The following is a 16827-nucleotide window of genomic DNA, read 5'->3' as shown; positions in this document are numbered from 1 at the left end:
GTCGTAACAAGGTAGCCCTAGGGGAACCTGGGGCTGGATCACCTCCTTACCTATACGACTAACTTAATGTTTGTTGAGTGTTCACACAGATTGCTTGTTTATCTTCTCTCAGATGAGTGAAACTCATTTGGGTTGTATGGTTAAGCGACTAAGCGTATACGGTGGATGCCTTGGCAGTCAGAGGCGATGAAGGACGTAGTAACTTGCGAAAAGCGTTGGCGAGCTAGTAACAAGCATTTGAGCTAACGATGTCCGAATGGGGGAACCCAGCAGCATAAGCTGTTATCGCAACATGAATACATAGTGTTGCGAGGCGAACGAGGGGAACTGAAACATCTAAGTACCCTTAGGAAAAGAAATCAACCGAGATTCCCCTAGTAGCGGCGAGCGAACGGGGATTAGCCCTTAAGTCAGTGGGGTGTTAGTGGAATGCGTTGGAAAGCGCAGCGGCACAGGGTGATAGCCCCGTACATGAAAACTAACCATTGATGAAAACGAGTAAGGCGGGACACGTGACATCCTGTTTGAATATGGGGGGACCATCCTCCAAGGCTAAATACTCCTGACTGACCGATAGTGAACCAGTACCGTGAGGGAAAGGCGAAAAGAACCCCTGTGAGGGGAGTGAAATAGAACCTGAAACCGTATACGTACAAGCAGTGGGAGCGGTTCTTGAGACCGTGACTGCGTACCTTTTGTATAATGGGTCAGCGACTTACATTTTGTAGCGAGGTTAAGCGAATAGCGGAGCCGTAGGGAAACCGAGTGTTAACTGCGCGTTTAGTTGCAAGGTGTAGACCCGAAACCCGGTGATCTAGCCATGGGCAGGTTGAAGGTTGAGTAACATCAACTGGAGGACCGAACCGACTAATGTTGAAAAATTAGCGGATGACTTGTGGCTGGGGGTGAAAGGCCAATCAAACCGGGAGATATCTGGTTCTCCTCGAAAGCTATTTAGGTAGCGCCTCGAGCGAATACCATTGGGGGTAGAGCACTGTTAAGGCTAGGGGGTCATCCCGACTTACCAACCCTTTGCAAACTCCGAATACCAATGAGTACTACTCGGGAGACAGACGGCGGGTGCTAACGTCCGTCGTCAAAAGGGAAACAACCCAGACCGTCAGCTAAGGTCCCAAAGTACTAGCTAAGTGGGAAACGATGTGGGAAGGCTTAGACAGCTAGGATGTTGGCTTAGAAGCAGCCATCATTTAAAGAAAGCGTAATAGCTCACTAGTCGAGTCGGCCTGCGCGGAAGATGTAACGGGGCTAAGCTAGTCACCGAAGCTACGGGTGCACAGTTTACTGTGCGCGGTAGAGGAGCGTTCTGTAAGCCGTTGAAGGTGAAGGGGTAACCCACGCTGGAGGTATCAGAAGTGCGAATGCTGACATGAGTAACGATAAAGGGGGTGAAAAACCCCCTCGCCGAAAGACCAAGGGTTCCTGTCCAACGTTAATCGGGGCAGGGTGAGTCGACCCCTAAGGTGAGGCCGAAAGGCGTAATCGATGGGAAACAGATTAATATTTCTGTACTTCCGCTAACTGCGATGGAGAGACGGAGAAGGCTAGGCTAGCGCGGCGTTGGTAGTCCGCGTTTAAGGTGGTAGGTGGTGTTCTTAGGCAAATCCGGGGACACGTACTTTAATGTACACACTGAGAGCTGATGACGAGGTCCTAAGGGACTGAAGTAGTTGATGCCATGCTTCCAGGAAAATCTTCTAAGCTTCAGGTTAGTGGGAATCGTACCCCAAACCGACACAGGTGGTCGGGTAGAGAATACCAAGGCGCTTGAGAGAACTCGGCTGAAGGAACTAGGCAAAATGGTACCGTAACTTCGGGAGAAGGTACGCTCCTGTTGGTGATGAGACTTGCTCTCTAAGCTGACGGGAGTCGCAGATACCAGGTGGCTGCAACTGTTTATCAAAAACACAGCACTGTGCAAACTCGCAAGAGGAAGTATACGGTGTGACGCCTGCCCGGTGCCGGAAGGTTAATTGATTGGGTTATCGCAAGAGAAGCTCATGATCGAAGCCCCGGTAAACGGCGGCCGTAACTATAACGGTCCTAAGGTAGCGAAATTCCTTGTCGGGTAAGTTCCGACCTGCACGAATGGCGTAATGATGGCCACGCTGTCTCCAGCCGAGACTCAGTGAAGTTGAAATTGCGGTGAAGATGCCGTATACCCGCGGCTAGACGGAAAGACCCCGTGAACCTTTACTATAGCTTGGCACTGAACATTGAACCTACATGTGTAGGATAGGTGGGAGACTWTGAAGTTGTGACGCTAGTCATGATGGAGTCGTCCTTGAAATACCACCCTTGTAGTTTTGATGTTCTAACCTAGGTCCCTTATCGGGATTAGGGACAGTGCCTGGTGGGTAGTTTGACTGGGGCGGTCTCCTCCCAAAGAGTAACGGAGGAGCACGAAGGTTGGCTAAGTACGGTCGGACATCGTACGGTTAGTGCAATGGCATAAGCCAGCTTAACTGCGAGACATACACGTCGAGCAGGTACGAAAGTAGGTCATAGTGATCCGGTGGTTCTGAATGGAAGGGCCATCGCTCAACGGATAAAAGGTACTCCGGGGATAACAGGCTGATACCGCCCAAGAGTTCATATCGACGGCGGTGTTTGGCACCTCGATGTCGGCTCATCACATCCTGGGGCTGAAGTCGGTCCCAAGGGGACGAACCGCTGGTGTTCGGGTTGTCATGCCAATGGCATTGCCCGGTAGCTACGTTCGGAATCGATAACCGCTGAAAGCATCTAAGCGGGAAGCGAGCCCTAAGATGAGTCATCCCTAGGAATTTAATTCCTCTAAAGAGCCGTTCGAGACTAGGACGTTGATAGGCATGGTGTGTAAGCGTTGTGAGGCGTTGAGCTAACATGTACTAATGACTCGAGAGGCTTAACCATACAACCCAGATGGGTTTTRCTGAAAATGTTCCAGACATTTTCTAGCACTTCCTCCTAATAAACAGAATTTGCTTGGTGACAATAGCCTTGTGGAACCACCTGATCCCATCCCGAACTCAGAAGTGAAACGCAAACGCGCCGATGGTAGTGTGGGGTCTCCCCATGTGAGAGTAGGTCATCGCCAAGCGCCTAATTTAGGTTAACGTGTAGACGTTAAGCTAAAGGAGCGGTAGTTCAGTTGGTTAGAATACCGGCCTGTCACGCCGGGGGTCGCGGGTTCGAGTCCCGTCCGCTCCGCCAACATTCATGAAGCCCATGCTATTAATTAGCATGGGCTTTTTGATTTTAATCCGTTTACAATCCCATTCCTCCCTTTGTGACCGTGACCAAAATGTGACCATATGGTGACTTTGTACTGTGTTTGACCGGAGGTCATGTCATACCAATCCGCATCAGATCTTGACCACTTTAGCCCAGCCTCTTGTGCACAAACTTTTTACGCTGTCCTTGCTATGAATAATACCATTCCGCATTAAAGTTCAGTCACCTTCGCCCACTCCCGAGTTTACCACGCGTTTTGTACAACTGATAAAGCTGTTCCATGCCTGGCTGCAGGCATCCACTATGTCCTCATATCCTTTAAAACAACGATTGGCGAGATAATGTTGGCGCAGCCAACTCCATACCTGTTCGATGGAGTTTAGTTCTGGGGAATATGGCGGCAGTTTGAGTATCGACAGGTTGGGGATATCAGCAGCAATGTCATTGGTATGCCAACCCGCACCGTCCATTACCACGACAGCATGGCGGCCAGGTTTGGTGCGTTTTGCAATCAGCTCCAAGTGCTGGTGCATGATGTCCTTATTAACGAATGGCGTGATGATGGCTTCAGTTTCTCCTGTTGCAGGACAGACAGCGCCGAAGAGGTGTACATATTCAAACTGCTGCTGTCTTAGCGCTCTTGGTCTACTGCCTTTGGGGGCCCAAAGTCGTGTCGTTGTATTTTGCTGGCCGAATCTGGCTTCGTCCTGAAACCAAATATCAATCTGGTGTGGTTGTATATGAATGGGAGCGTGAAGGATCGTTTCCAGAGGAAACTTTTTTAAAAGCGTCCTGTAAGCTCTGAGTTTGTTTTGGATGCCTGGAGCGGCTGGTTATCCAACAGAATCCCATGCTCTTGAGTAGCTTCTAGATGTGATTGGGATGGTACTCGACATTAAACTCACTCGAGATGTATTGCTGGATATCAGCCCCAGTGAGTCTGCCGCCCTCATCTGATTGTGCTTTAAACTCAATGTATCTGGCGAGTCTCCTTTTTTGCTCATTTGACAATGACGGCTTCTTCCCTAAGCGTGGTTTATCTTCAAGTCCTGCCAGTCCTTGCCCAAGATAGCTGGAGACCCATAAGTTGACGCTAGATCTGGCCACCTTCAACTGGCCTGCCACCTGAGTGCGGTTATGGCATTGCAAAAATAGCGATACAGCGAGCAATCGCATGCGCTTATGCGGATTTTTTTCTCTTTTGGAGAGGCTAAGCAGACTTTCAGCGGTTTCAGGTTTCATAATCCAATTTTAAGCTGTTGGGTTGCTTGCTATTAGATCAGACTTCTATGCGGAATGGTATAAGGCGGCAACTTGAGAAGCGTCAGATTATCAAAGTCATCGGCCAAATCTTGTTGATGCCAGCCCGCACCGTCCATGATGACCAGTGCATGCCGTCCAAATTCTGTTGCGGCCGAGATCAATTTTAAGTGTTCACGCATATATTCGCTATTGGCATGCGGGGCAATAATCGCTTGTGTCGCCCCCGTTGCCGGACACACGGCGCCATATAGATACACATATTCAAATTGTTGCTGCTTGACGGCCCGTGGACGGGTCCCTTTCTCAGCCCAAATACGGGTGGTGGTATTCTGTTGGCCAAAGCGGGCTTCATCTTGAAACCATGCGATCGAGTGCAACGTGCCCAGGTGTGTTAAGGATCGTTGCCATGCGGAAGTTTTTTAAAAGCCTCTTGTATAGCCTGAGATTGTTTCGGGTGGCGAGAGCGAGTGCTAATCCATGAGAAGCCAAGTTGATGCAGCAAGCGGTAGATATTTGCTTGCTTGAACGTCACGCCAAATTCAGACTGAATAAACAGGCCGACATCCTTGGCCATCAACCTGCCACCTTGTTCAGATAGACTGCTGTGCTGTACGAAGGCTTTAAGCTTAGCTTGCTGTGGTCTGGAGAGTGTCGCAGGACGGCCCGGATTGGGTGCATCGTCAAGGCCAGTCAGCCCATGGGTTAAATAGGCGGAGACCCAGCGATTGACGCTGGTTCTACTGACCTTAAGCATGCTTGCGATGGCGGTACGAGAATGACCTTCAGTGAAATGGAGTAAGGCAAGATAGCGCATACGTTTGCGTGCACTTTTCTCCGATTTAACTAAGGCTGCGATGTGGGGATGATTCATATTTTGTATGATTAAAAACTGATGACCAATTAGATCACATAATTAATATAATTGGTATTATATTCGCGCTCAGTCGATTTGCCTTCCTGTACTTGTGCGACTCAAGTTGACGCATTGCTCTGTATCCTTAATCCGTAAAATGAATAAGGAGCAGGGTATGTGCGGTTTATGTTTGGAGCAGGGATTTGTTTTTAGCTTAGTTACCGAGGGTTTCGATGCTATTGAGGGAAGACTAGGTACTGGTACGAGTTTTGTGATGATTGGGATGTCATTGTTGAACTATTCAAGAAGCAAGCTGACTCTGCTCTGGACAATCGGGTGTTGTGGGCTAGGCTGTTTGTTACTTGGATAACGAGCCAGTATTTTTAGTCGCTGATAATCTCGCCCTCACTATGTATACGCCTCGGGTTCTGGTAATTGGCGTGGGCGATCTTGGTTCTTACATTGGTGCAAGTCTGGTTAAGAAAAATCACACCGAAGTGGATGGGCTTTTGGCCAGTCGTAAGTCAAGCCTGCTGAGTACCATCGACTATGCCAACACCCTTTTGGTTAACTCTGACGGGCTGCAGAATAATGGTGAAGCGACATTTGATGAACATGGACTTAATGATGCAAAAGAACTCATCAAAGAATCGGACTCGGTGTTGTTGGTTGGCGCCCTTGGCGGCAGTTCAGGTGCGCCGCTGATTGCCGGGATAAATACCCAAATGGTTATGGATGTCTTGATTCACTTTTCTGTACCTGAAGGTTTTTCACTGGGATTAATGCACGAATTTTTGGATGCGCTGTACCACGCTTGCCCCAAACTTCAGCTGGTGCTGAGCTGCGTCACTGTCACGAAGAAAGATGTCATAAGCGTTCTACTGATAGCTTCGTCCGCTCCGCCAGCGTCTTACTGAGCACCACAGTATCTAGATACCCATTTCATTGAGGAATGAAATGTCAACGTTACTGACACGGCATTAACCCAAATGCTCCTTAAAGGCTTCGAAGCCCTTCCTAGTTAAAGTCGTGTTACGGTGCTCAATCACTGTCTCTATGGACTAGTTTCACGTAATGATTCATAGTAAGTCATTATAATTTAGTAGGTTACATAAGGGTTTTTTAATATGGCAAGACATCAAAATGCAACCCGGGCAATTTTGGTTTTGGAAGCACCTTGGGAAATCGACTCCGAAGACTCTAATCGCACCAGTGTGCTGCCGTTTGTGGATGGTGTTGCGAAATTAGCAGGTGACACAGAAGTGTATCTGGCAAATTTTTATGATAAAAGCAGCTTCGGTAAAGCGCTCGACTGTCTTTGTAAAACAAAATTCCTGAATACCATTGTTTACATCGCTGCTCATGGCTATAAGGATAAAGTTCAAGGAATAAAACTATTAGATGCGCTCAGCGCTGTAGCCAGTAAATCGAGAGCATACAATATAACTGGGGTTTTGTTGGGTTCTTGTTACGTTGGAGAAAACGTGACCGCTATGCAAGCATGCATCGAGGATTCCAACCTCAGGTGGTGCGTTGGTTACTCATCTGCCTCCTATTGGTTGTCCGGCACAATGATTGATACAGCTATTCTCGCGAAAATGTCCCAGCTTGATAATGATGATTTTAAAAGTCGGGATTTAATAGTTGAGCATTTTGCTGAGGCACTGAGCCCGTTTTCACTTACATTTCCAATAGGCGAGGATTACGAAAGATCTCAAGTCCAACTACAGGACTCAATCAGGTTTGTAGTACAGCCATCAGGGCAGGGAAAGCAATCCAAGGATGTTTCAGCAGATGTCTTCCGGGAGTACAAGAATTTTCAGGTGATTGAAGATGATGCCTAGAAGACCAGTAAAACACGGAACGTTATGAAAAACATCCTATTAGCAACCATAGGGGCAAGCCCTCAGGTATTGACAGAAACCCTGTATGCCATCCACCAGAGCGGCAAGCCGTTCCCGGAGGAGGTGTTTGTCATCACTACGCTTTCAGCTAAGCCGTTGCTGATGAATGGTCTGTTTCGCGATGGTCATTTACAGGCACTAAAAGACGAATATCAGCTTCCCGATTTTCGTTTCGATGAGTCCCATATCTGGTTGATTGAAGATGATGACGGTAATCAGGTTGATGATGCTAAAACCGTTGACGACCAAAGCCTTATGGCAGACTTCATTACCAAGACACTCTTCAGGTTAACCAGCGATCCCAACATTGCGCTTCATACATCACTCGCGGGTGGGCGCAAGACCATGGCATTTTACACTGGCTATGCCATGTCGCTCCTTGGTCGGCATCAAGACACGTTAAGCCATGTGTTTGTCGATGATGACTTTGAGTTTGTGCGTGATTTTTGGTTTCCTACAAAGTCAACCAAATGGGTCACGGGTAAGAATGGACAAGGCGAGGTAGATGTCAGTAAAGCCCAAGTTACTTTGGCGGAAATTCCGTTTGTTAGAATGCGACACTCCATTGACCCTAGCCTATTAGCCTCGATGGAAAACCTATCATTCAGCCAAACTGTAGCCTTGTTGAATGCCGGACAAAGCCAAACCTTGTCAATAAAAGTCAATCTTAAAGCCAAAAGCATAGAAACCTTGGGCGTCGAGATTAAGCTCACCGCAAAGGAATTGGCTTTCTACCTGTGGCTTTACCAAAAGGGTGAGTCAGGGCTGCTGGTAGACCGCTACTTTGATGATGACCCCTCCCACAGCCAAGCTTTTTTAACCCAGTTCTCGACTTTGTCCCAAGACCCTCGAGTGTTCGAGAGCTTCGGCATTACTCCAGAGGATTTTAAAGCCCATGATCTGCAAGAGCTCAAAGGGATGGAGAGGGCATTTTTGCAACCTATATGTAGCACGATCAATAGCAAGTTAAAGAGGGTGTTACCTATAGCCACAGCAGATAGGTTATCAATACTATCAACCTCAGAGGCTCATGGGCAAAGATACCGAGTCGCCTTAAGTGAGCTGCAGGATTTGATAGAGTTGTAGCGGGCGACATCGGTGTAACTGCTCCCATCAACGCCTTTAAAGTTTTTAGCTGGCAACAAAGGAAGGTTGTTTCACAAGCTTATTTACCCTCAATGTTTAATCCTGCTCGGTTACGCTTATCGTACAGGAGTGTCAAACAACGGATTGAGATAATTCGCACAAATCCGGCGCCAAATCGTCGAGATAATAAATAATTTCTGGTATAAGACTCAAAGTCTTATAGGGAGGTAGCTATTTCAATGACGGGATCTTTAAACTTCGAACTCATTCGTGGTCACAACGAAAAGCTCGCGAATCTTGGTGCACTGGCTGAGCAAATCCTGCATTTGGATCCAGGCAGCGCTATTACCCGGCTAAGAAGTTTTGCCGAAGAAGTTACAAGAGAGATTTACGTCATTGATGGTCTTCAAAAGCTGCCCCAAGCCAGCTTTATCGAGCTGCTTAAAAATGATGGCTTCCTTCACGTTACTGAGCAGCGCCTGCGTGATCAGCTGCATTTTTTGCGTGTAGAGGGCAATCTGACTGCCCATGGGGCTGAAGGTTCACTGCAAATAGCCTATGCTGCACTGGGTACCGCCCATGCCTTGTCCAACTACATGGCGGTAAACTACTACGGGTTTCATGCCGGCGATCTGGCTGAACTTCAATACCCCGAAAAACCTGGCAGTGCAGCCGCACTGACGCAAAAACAGCTCGACAAAGTACTACAGCAAAACCGCCTGCAGCACGATACCTTGTTGAAAGAGCTTGAGCTTGAGCGCCAAAAACGTATCGAGGCAGAAAACCGCGCCGAGCTTACCGACGAAGAACTTCGTCTTGCCAAGGCTCGCAGCACCCAAACTGCCAACAGCTTGCAGTGGGATGAAAACAAAACCCGTCAGCTTCTCATTGATACTCAACTGGCCAAAGCCGGCTGGGACATCAGCAATCCCGACAACGTGGGTATTGAGATGCCAGTCGCGCATCAGCCAACCAGCAGTGGTACTGGTTTTGCCGACTATGTACTCTGGGATGACGATGGCACACCGCTGGCGGTGGTTGAGGCTAAACGCTCCCGCGAAAACCTGCAAAAGGGGCGTGAACAGGCCCGTTACTATGCTGAAGGTCTCGCAAAGCAACACAATTGCCCCACGCCCATTGTGTTTTACACCAATGGCTATGAAATCTGTATCTGGGATACCAAGCAGTACAACACCTATCGTCAGGTGTTCGGTTTCTATTCCAAAGACAGCCTTAAATTCCTGCAATACCAGTATAAATATAAAGAGCCTAATCTCGAACTACTGAACCCTGATTTCAATATTGCCGGTCACAATCGCCCATATCAGGTCGAGGCCATTAAAGCCGTCACTGCCAAGTTTCAGCTACAGCGGCGCAAGGTGCTGATTGTCCAGGCAACTGGTACCGGCAAAACCCGGGTATCCATTGCGTTGGTGGAGCTGCTGCTGCGGGCCAAGTGGGTAAAAAGGGTGCTGTTTTTGTGCGACAGAAAAGAGCTGCGTCGTCAGGCCGACGAAGCCTTTAAAGACTTTCTGCCGTCCGAGCCGCGATGCGTCATTGGCGAGAAAAACCAAATCGATGCCTCGGCAAAAGTGTTCGTATCCACCTATCCCGGCATGATGAACCGCTTTAGTCAGCTTGATGTGGGCTTTTTCGACCTTATCATTGCAGATGAGTCCCACCGCAGTATCTATAACCGCTACCGAGATATCTTCGATTATTTCGATGCCATGCAAGTGGGGCTCACGGCCACACCGGTCAAGTTTATTGCCCGCAATACCTACGATCTCTTTGGCTGTGAAGATGGCGACCCCAGTTTTAACTTTGATTTGGCCGAAGCCATCAGCCACGAGCCGCGATTCCTCAATCCGTTCCGAGTCAAAGAATGCTCCAGTGAATTCTTAAGGCAAGGTATTCATTACAAGGATCTGACGTTAGAGCAGCAAGCGCAGCTAGAGCAGGATCTGGGTCAAGAAGAAGCGCAAAAAACCACCATCAAGGGCAAGGACATAGGTCGCAAGATTTTCAGTGTGACCACCGATACCGCCATACTCGAAAACCTGATGGACGATGGCATTAGCGACGCGACAAACTCGCTGGTGGGTAAAACCATCATCTTTGCCCAGAATCAGCGCCACGCAGAACATCTCGAAAAACTGTTTTGCGAAAAGCTTTACCCCCAGCACGGCAGCAAGGTGTGCAAGGTCATTCACAACAAGGTCGACCGTCCTGAAGCACGTATCGATGAGTTCAAAAAGGCCGGCAGTGAATTTCGTATCGCTATTTCTGTCGACATGATGGATACAGGCATAGATGTGCCCGAAGTGGTTAATCTAGTATTTGCTCGCCCGGTAAAGTCTTGGGTTAAATTTTGGCAGATGATTGGCCGCGGCACACGCCTTTGCCCAGATCTGTTTGGCCCAGGCAAACATAAAGAAGAGTTCCTTATTTTTGATTATTACGGCAACTTTGCTTACTTTGACGAAGAGTATGTCGAGGCCGATACGGGCCAAAGCTGCTCATTGTTGCAAACCCTGTTTGAGGCGCGTCTGGCACTTGCCAATGAAGCCCAAAGCAAAGCCCATGTTCAGGCCTATGAACTTGCCTGCAGTCAGCTTAAAGCGGATGTTTGCGATCTGCCCGATGAGGCCATCGCCGTGCGTCGTAATCTGCGTTTGGTAAAAGAGCTGCAGGAGACTGACAAATTGCTGGAGATGACCGGTGCCACCAAACATCAGCTGGAGTCGGTGATCGCACCGTTGATGGGGCAGCGTAAACTCAAAGATAAAGATGCCTCGGCATTCGACCGACTGCTCGCCAGTTTGCAAACAGCGCTGCTAAGTGGCAGCAGCGAGCTTGAAAATCTCAAGGCTGAGCTGATTGCTGCGTTGCAAAATCTGGCAGTTACCATCCACCACGTGCGTAACATGGGCGCGGAAATTGCCAAAGTACAAAGCGCTGATTACTGGAATAACCTAAGCCTTGACGCTCTCGAGAACACCCGCAAAAGCCTGCGTGGTATCATGAAATACAAAAAGCCTGGGCCCGGGAACTTTGTTGGTACGCCAACTACCCATACCCAAGATACTGACTATCAGGTGAATGACCGCCCAGTGGTGATTGGTGGCAACAATGAGGCTTTAGCCTACCGCGAGCGCCTTAAAACCATAGTTAATACCATGCTGGCCACCGAGCCTGTGCTGCAAAAAATTCATCAAGGCCAGCCAGTTACCGAGGCCGAGCTTAAATTACTCGCCTCTATCATCCTCACCCAGCACCCCGGAGTGGATCTTAACGCCCTCAATGCCTTTTATGGCCGTACCCCTGAGGAGCTTGGCCATACGTTGGCACAGCTGGTGGGGCTTGAGCCAGAGGAGGTCAACAGTCGCTTTGCCGGATTCATTCAAACCCATCCGCTGAGTTACAAGCAGGTGCAGTTTATCAACCAGCTGAAAAGCGTTATCTGCCGTCAGGGGCGCATCAAGGTTCAGGAGCTGTACGAAGGCCCCTTTGAGCGCCTGACCGATGGCGAGGGCCTTGATATCTTCCCCGAGGTCAATATTGAGGAACTGCAGTCGTTGCTAAAGCCCTACCTGTTGCCCAATTAAACTGGCATCACAGGAATGCGAGAATATAAGCCAAGTGCTTTCAGAGGCAACTCGGCGAGAGCGGCTAAAACGACTAAAAGTGAAAATCGACTAAAAGCTGAACATTCGGCGGTGTCATAAGCTTGTAAACGGCCCAAGCCGAGCTTGAAGCGGGTAGAATCGGCCACATGCCAACTGCACCTTTCGGATACTTTGCAGCGCCATCATGGCGAAAATGAGAACGGCAACCACTGTGGTTTCAGCGACAGCTGATGGCCACCTGGATTACAAAAACGGGCAGGGCAACGCCACCCGTCAACAACAAGAGAGAGCTATGCTGACTGGACAACTGCGCAACGATATCGACAAACTCTGGGAAAAGTTCTGGACCGGCGGCGTCACCAACCCGCTGGTGGTGATTGAGCAAATCAGCTACCTGATGTTTGCCCGCATGCTCGACATGCAGGAAACCGCCGCTGAGCGCAAAGCCAAGCGTACTGGCTTGCCCTTTAAGCGTCAGTTCCCCGAAACTCCGGCAGGTCAGTTGCTGCGTTGGCAAAACTTCAACCACATGTCCGGCGCCGAGCTGTTGCCGCACCTGCGTAAAAAGGTGTTCCCCCATTTTGCCGAGGTTGAACTGGCAGGCTCTGATATCGCCCACTTTATGGCCGAGGCCGATGTCGAGATCCGCAGCGAGTCAGTGCTGCGCGCCGCCGTCGACATGGTCGACAAGCTGCCGCTGGATAAAAGCGATGTCAAAGGCGATATCTACGAATACCTGCTCAGTAAACTCTCATCCGCCGGTATCAATGGCCAGTTCCGCACCCCGCGCCATATTATCGACCTTATGGTCGAAATGCTCGACGTGCAGCCAACCGATGTGATTTGCGACCCGGCCTGCGGCACCGCTGGCTTTTTGTCGCGCACCATGGAATATCTTATCCGCAGCCACAGCAGCCCCGAAAGCATCCACAACGACGAAGACGGCAACCCGGTCTACAGCGGCGATTTACTGCATCCCTATCAGGAGCACATTAACAGCCAGATGTTCTGGGGCTTTGACTTCGACAGCACCATGCTGCGGGTCTCCGCCATGAACATGCTGCTGCACGGGGTCAGCGCCGCCAATATCCGCTATCAGGACAGCCTCAATAAAAACTTTGCAGGCCAGCCGCAGGAGCATAACTTTTTCGATAAAATTCTCGCCAACCCGCCCTTTAAAGGCAGCCTGGACGAGCAGTCGGTCAATCCCAAGGTGCTCGCCACCGTCAAAACCAAAAAAACCGAGCTGCTGTTTGTCTCCCTTATCCTGCGCATGCTAAAGCTCGGTGGCCGCAGCGCTACTATCGTCCCCGATGGTGTGCTCTTTGGCAGTTCCAAGGCCCATAAGGATTTGCGTAAAGAGCTGCTCGACAATAACCAGCTCGAGGCCATGATTTCCCTGCCAAGCGGCGTGTTCAAACCCTATGCTGGCGTATCCACAGGTATTCTGATTTTCACCAAAGGCGGCAGCACCGATCAGGTACTGTTTTACGACATGCAGGCCGATGGCTACTCGCTGGATGACAAACGCACGCCCATTACCGATAACGACATACCCGATGTGCTTGAAAAGTGGCGCCGCTACAGCGCCCTGTATCGCGCCAACGACACCACCGCCCTCAAGGCCGAGTTTGGCGGTAAAACCCAAAAGGCCTTTATGGTCTCGGCCGACGATATCCGCACCGAGAATTACGACCTGTCCCTCAATCGCTATAAAGAGCAGCAATATCAGGCCGAAGAGTACGACTCACCCAAAGATATTCTGGCCCGCCTAAAGGCGCTCGAAACCGAGATCCAGCGGGATCTGCAAGCGCTGGAGGAGATGCTGTGACCATTCCTGAGGAGTTCTCAAGATTTCCAGACCATTGGGACGTCCTGCCATTTAGCAAAGCGGTGAAAGATGCCACCTCTGGAAATATGAAAGTCCAAAAAGGCGATTATCTTGAATCAGGTTCTATTCCTGTAGTCGATCAGGGGCAGTCATTTTACGGCGGATATACCGATGAAGAATCGGCTATTTGTAAGTCTGAACTCCCCACTATTGTGTTCGGTGATCATACGCGTGCATTCAAGTTCATCGAAGAGCCCTTCGTTCTTGGTGCAGATGGTGCAAAAGTGCTTGAACCTTTGGCAAATCTGGATAAACGATTTCTATTTCATTATCTAAAGCAACTTCGAATAGAGTCGGCAGGCTACAGTCGCCATTTCAAATTCTTAAAAGAAACCTATGTACCGGTCCCACCGCTGGCCGAGCAAAAGCGTATCGCCGCCATTCTCGACAAGGCAGACGCCCTGCGCCGTAAACGCCAGCAAGCCATAGACCTCGCCGACCAGTTCCTGCGCAGCGTCTTCCTTGACATGTTCGGCGACCCCGTCACTAACCCGAAAGGATGGCAAACTAAGCCAATTAAGGATCTAGCTAGGGTTGTGACAGGAAATACTCCATCGAGACAGGAGCCCGAGAATTACGGTTCTAGCATTGAGTGGATAAAGTCTGACAATATCAATACTCCAGATCACTACTTGACGGAAGCTGAAGAATTCTTATCCGATGCCGGTTTAAAAAAAGGACGAAGTGTTCCGAGAGGCTCAGTTCTGATTACATGTATCGCAGGCAGCCCCCAGTGTATAGGTAACGCAGCGATTGCTGATAGAGAGGTTTCGTTTAATCAGCAGATTAATGCATTGGTTCCTGAAGGTGAGGCAACAACAGAATATCTCTATTCTGTAGCTTTATTTGGCAAGAAGCTAATCCAAAGCATTTCCACAAACGCCATGAAAGGCATGGTAAGCAAGGGAAATCTTGAAAAACTTCTTGTACCCGCACCGCCGTTAGCGCTTCAGGAGAAGTATTCAGAAACATTCAAAGATTTTTTGACTAAACGGAAGCGGCAGGTATCCTCGCTTTCGCAATCTGAGAGTTTGTTTTTATCACTAAGTCAGCAAGCCTTTAGCGGCCAGCTTTGAAGCACCATCTTATCGCCAACAAAACATAACGGAATTAACCAGCCACAGGGATGTGAACATGCCAGACAGCAGCGCCAACTCAGATAACAACCCCAAGTCGTCAGTGCCTCTGCGTATTCGTCCGCCCAGCTTTGCGGAAGGCGAGTGGCCGTGCGTAGCGGATAAGCTCGGCCGCAGCAGGGAAATTGAAAACCTTACCCCGGTGCTGCTGAACGCCGAGGCGCCACTGGTGTTTGCCATCGATGCGCCCTGGGGCGGCGGCAAGACGACCTTTATTCAACTTTGGCAGCAGTTCCTGAAAAAGGAGGGCAAGGTCAGCCTCTACCTCAATGTCTGGGAAAGTGACTTTGCCGACGATCCGCTGCTGCCCATGTTATCTGTGCTGGATGACTGGCTAACGTCACAATCGAGTAAACCCGCGATAAAAGAGGCGTGGGATAAAGCCAAAGCCTGCGCTCCTGGCCTTATCAAGGCGACAGCTGTAGCTGCCGCTAAAGCCGCTACTTTTGGTGCGTTAGATCTTGAGAAGGAATACGAAAAGCTTGCTGCCGATTTGACTGGCGATGCTGTTGGTAGCTTGGTAGACAGCTTTAACGTGAAACAAAAATCGTTGGCCAAGTTCAAACAGCAGCTGTCGGTGGCGCTGGATGCCTTGCCTGATGATCAGGCTAACCTGATAGTCTTTATCGATGAACTCGACCGCTGCAAACCCACCTATGCCATCGAGGTGCTGGAACGTATCAAGCACTTGTTTGATATCGACCGCCTAGTGTTTGTGCTTGCCGTAAACCGCGACCAGCTCAGCAAGAGCATTCAGGGTGTCTATGGCCCAAGTTTCGACGGGCTTAATTACCTCAAGCGTTTTATTGATCTCGACTATCACCTGCGAATTCCAGATCGAAATGCGTACATAAAAGTACGGCTACAGCAGCAGGATTTACAAAGTCGCTTTGCCAAACGTACTGAAGGGCGGGATGAGTATAGTGTTATTGAGGAAATGCTACATTGGCTATGTGAACGCTTTAATTACACCCTTAGGGACATCGACCAATTGATCACCAGATTGCGTTTGGTAGTCCGCTCCATACCCAGCAATCAATACGTTGATGCAGTGGTACTGATGTGCATGTTAGTGCTTCGACAGGAGCACAATGCCCTTTATCATCAATTTAAGCAGGATGTTGGCTGCACTAATGAGGTGATAGCATTTTTGCTGGGGGGAGATATTGATAAATCGCCGTTTCCTGACTCCTTTGGCTGGATATGCGGCTGGCTAATCCGCTCTGGATACAGCGATGATAATGAAATCGAATTTGAATCAGTAGTTGTTCCATGGGAAGAACGTATAAGCCAGTTCTCGACGGACAATGCGCGAAAGCATGAAATTAACAGGTTGGTAGAAATGGCCAGAGATAGGAGAATGACATTTAGAAGGTCTAATCTCCGCCAAACTGCATTTAGTCGGATTGAGCTGGTCAGTCAGATAGACATCGCTGACTAGGGCGCGTGTATTCTGAACATCGCACAGGATTAGGCTGGCATAGTAATAACTAAACAGCGTCGTCAACATGTGGAAACGAAGCTAAAAATCAAGGACAGAACATGAAAATCACGTCACTGACCATAGGTAACTTTAAAGGGATTGCCAACAAGGCTACTATCCCGCTGGCACCCATTACCTTGCTATTTGGTGCTAACAGTACCGGCAAGAGCACTGTGCTTCACGCGATGCTTTATCTTTATGAAGTACTGGTAAATCGTAATTTCGACCCAGTTTATAGTAGGGGATACCATGCCAGGCAGCTGCGCAAACTCAGATGACAAACTCAACACGATAGTACCACTGCGGTTCTGTCTGCTTAATGTTACCCAATACGCTCGGTTCTTGTTG

The 16827-nt window shown here is 49.2% G+C and carries 9 protein-coding genes, 1 tRNA gene, 2 rRNA genes and 2 pseudogenes; 11 read left to right on the top strand and 3 right to left on the bottom strand.

The window, feature by feature from the left end; genetic code table 11:
* Nucleotides 1-138 precede the first annotated feature (138 nt).
* The 3 genes from L5M37_RS18460 (at nucleotide 139) to L5M37_RS18450 (ending at nucleotide 3213) form a co-directional block, all read left to right on the top strand.
* Nucleotides 139-2913 (top strand): 23S ribosomal RNA (locus L5M37_RS18460).
* Between the two features lie 71 nt (nucleotides 2914-2984).
* Nucleotides 2985-3100, top strand: a 5S ribosomal RNA gene (gene rrf / locus L5M37_RS18455).
* A 36-nt stretch (nucleotides 3101-3136) separates the two neighbouring features.
* Nucleotides 3137-3213, top strand: a tRNA-Asp gene (locus L5M37_RS18450).
* Nucleotides 3214-3452: 239 nt separating this feature from the next.
* Here L5M37_RS18450 and L5M37_RS18445 read toward each other — a convergent pair.
* Together L5M37_RS18445 and L5M37_RS18440 are read right to left on the bottom strand one after the other, a co-directional pair.
* Nucleotides 3453-4476: pseudogene (locus L5M37_RS18445) on the bottom strand (IS630 family transposase).
* A 56-nt stretch (nucleotides 4477-4532) separates the two neighbouring features.
* Nucleotides 4533-5368, bottom strand: a pseudogene (locus L5M37_RS18440) (IS630 family transposase); the annotation flags it as partial.
* Nucleotides 5369-5712: 344 nt separating this feature from the next.
* Between L5M37_RS18440 and L5M37_RS18435 the strand changes: the two are divergent.
* The 4 genes from L5M37_RS18435 to L5M37_RS18420 all read left to right on the top strand — a co-directional run bounded on the left by L5M37_RS18435 (nucleotide 5713) and on the right by L5M37_RS18420 (nucleotide 11948).
* Nucleotides 5713-6267 (top strand): hypothetical protein, encoded by a 555-nt coding sequence (locus L5M37_RS18435; protein ID WP_263195740.1) that lies wholly within the window; start codon nucleotides 5713-5715, stop codon nucleotides 6265-6267.
* Between the two features lie 210 nt (nucleotides 6268-6477).
* Nucleotides 6478-7194 carry a hypothetical protein gene (locus L5M37_RS18430; protein ID WP_263195741.1) on the top strand — a complete coding sequence of 239 codons (717 nt, stop codon included), beginning with the start codon at nucleotides 6478-6480 and terminating at the stop codon, nucleotides 7192-7194.
* A gap of 24 nt (nucleotides 7195-7218) precedes the next feature.
* Nucleotides 7219-8340, top strand: a complete 1122-nt coding sequence (gene csm6 / locus L5M37_RS18425) for a CRISPR-associated ring nuclease Csm6 (protein ID WP_263201523.1) — start codon at nucleotides 7219-7221, stop codon at nucleotides 8338-8340.
* Nucleotides 8341-8579: 239 nt separating this feature from the next.
* Nucleotides 8580-11948, top strand: coding sequence for a DEAD/DEAH box helicase family protein (locus L5M37_RS18420; RefSeq protein ID WP_263201521.1), 3369 nt, complete (start codon nucleotides 8580-8582; stop codon nucleotides 11946-11948).
* Here the strand turns inward: L5M37_RS18420 and L5M37_RS18415 are convergent.
* A complete protein-coding gene (locus tag L5M37_RS18415) occupies nucleotides 11945-12115 on the bottom strand; it encodes a hypothetical protein (RefSeq protein ID WP_263201520.1) in 171 nt (56 codons plus the stop codon). The two genes, L5M37_RS18420 and L5M37_RS18415, sit on opposite strands and share 4 nt — an antisense overlap.
* A gap of 47 nt (nucleotides 12116-12162) precedes the next feature.
* Here L5M37_RS18415 and L5M37_RS18410 point away from each other — a divergent pair, with 47 nt between their 5' ends.
* The 4 genes from L5M37_RS18410 (at nucleotide 12163) to L5M37_RS18395 (ending at nucleotide 16757) form a co-directional block, all read left to right on the top strand.
* A complete protein-coding gene (locus L5M37_RS18410) occupies nucleotides 12163-13800 on the top strand; it encodes a class I SAM-dependent DNA methyltransferase (RefSeq protein WP_317630100.1) in 1638 nt (545 codons plus the stop codon).
* Nucleotides 13797-14936: a restriction endonuclease subunit S gene (locus L5M37_RS18405; RefSeq protein WP_263201519.1), complete on the top strand. Its 1140-nt coding sequence runs from the start codon at nucleotides 13797-13799 to the stop codon at nucleotides 14934-14936. The genes L5M37_RS18410 and L5M37_RS18405 overlap by 4 nt, the downstream gene beginning before the upstream one ends.
* A gap of 58 nt (nucleotides 14937-14994) precedes the next feature.
* Nucleotides 14995-16437 (top strand): KAP family NTPase, encoded by a 1443-nt coding sequence (locus L5M37_RS18400; protein WP_263201518.1) that lies wholly within the window; start codon nucleotides 14995-14997, stop codon nucleotides 16435-16437.
* A gap of 101 nt (nucleotides 16438-16538) precedes the next feature.
* Nucleotides 16539-16757, top strand: coding sequence for an ATP-binding protein (locus L5M37_RS18395; RefSeq protein WP_263195746.1), 219 nt, complete (start codon nucleotides 16539-16541; stop codon nucleotides 16755-16757).
* Nucleotides 16758-16827: the final 70 nt, after the last annotated feature.

Source organism: Shewanella sp. SM69 (genome assembly GCF_025653985.1).
Classification (GTDB): Bacteria; Pseudomonadota; Gammaproteobacteria; order Enterobacterales; family Shewanellaceae; genus Shewanella; species Shewanella oncorhynchi.
Note: the sequence above shows the minus strand (reverse complement) of the source record. Positions and strands in the feature narration are given on the sequence as shown.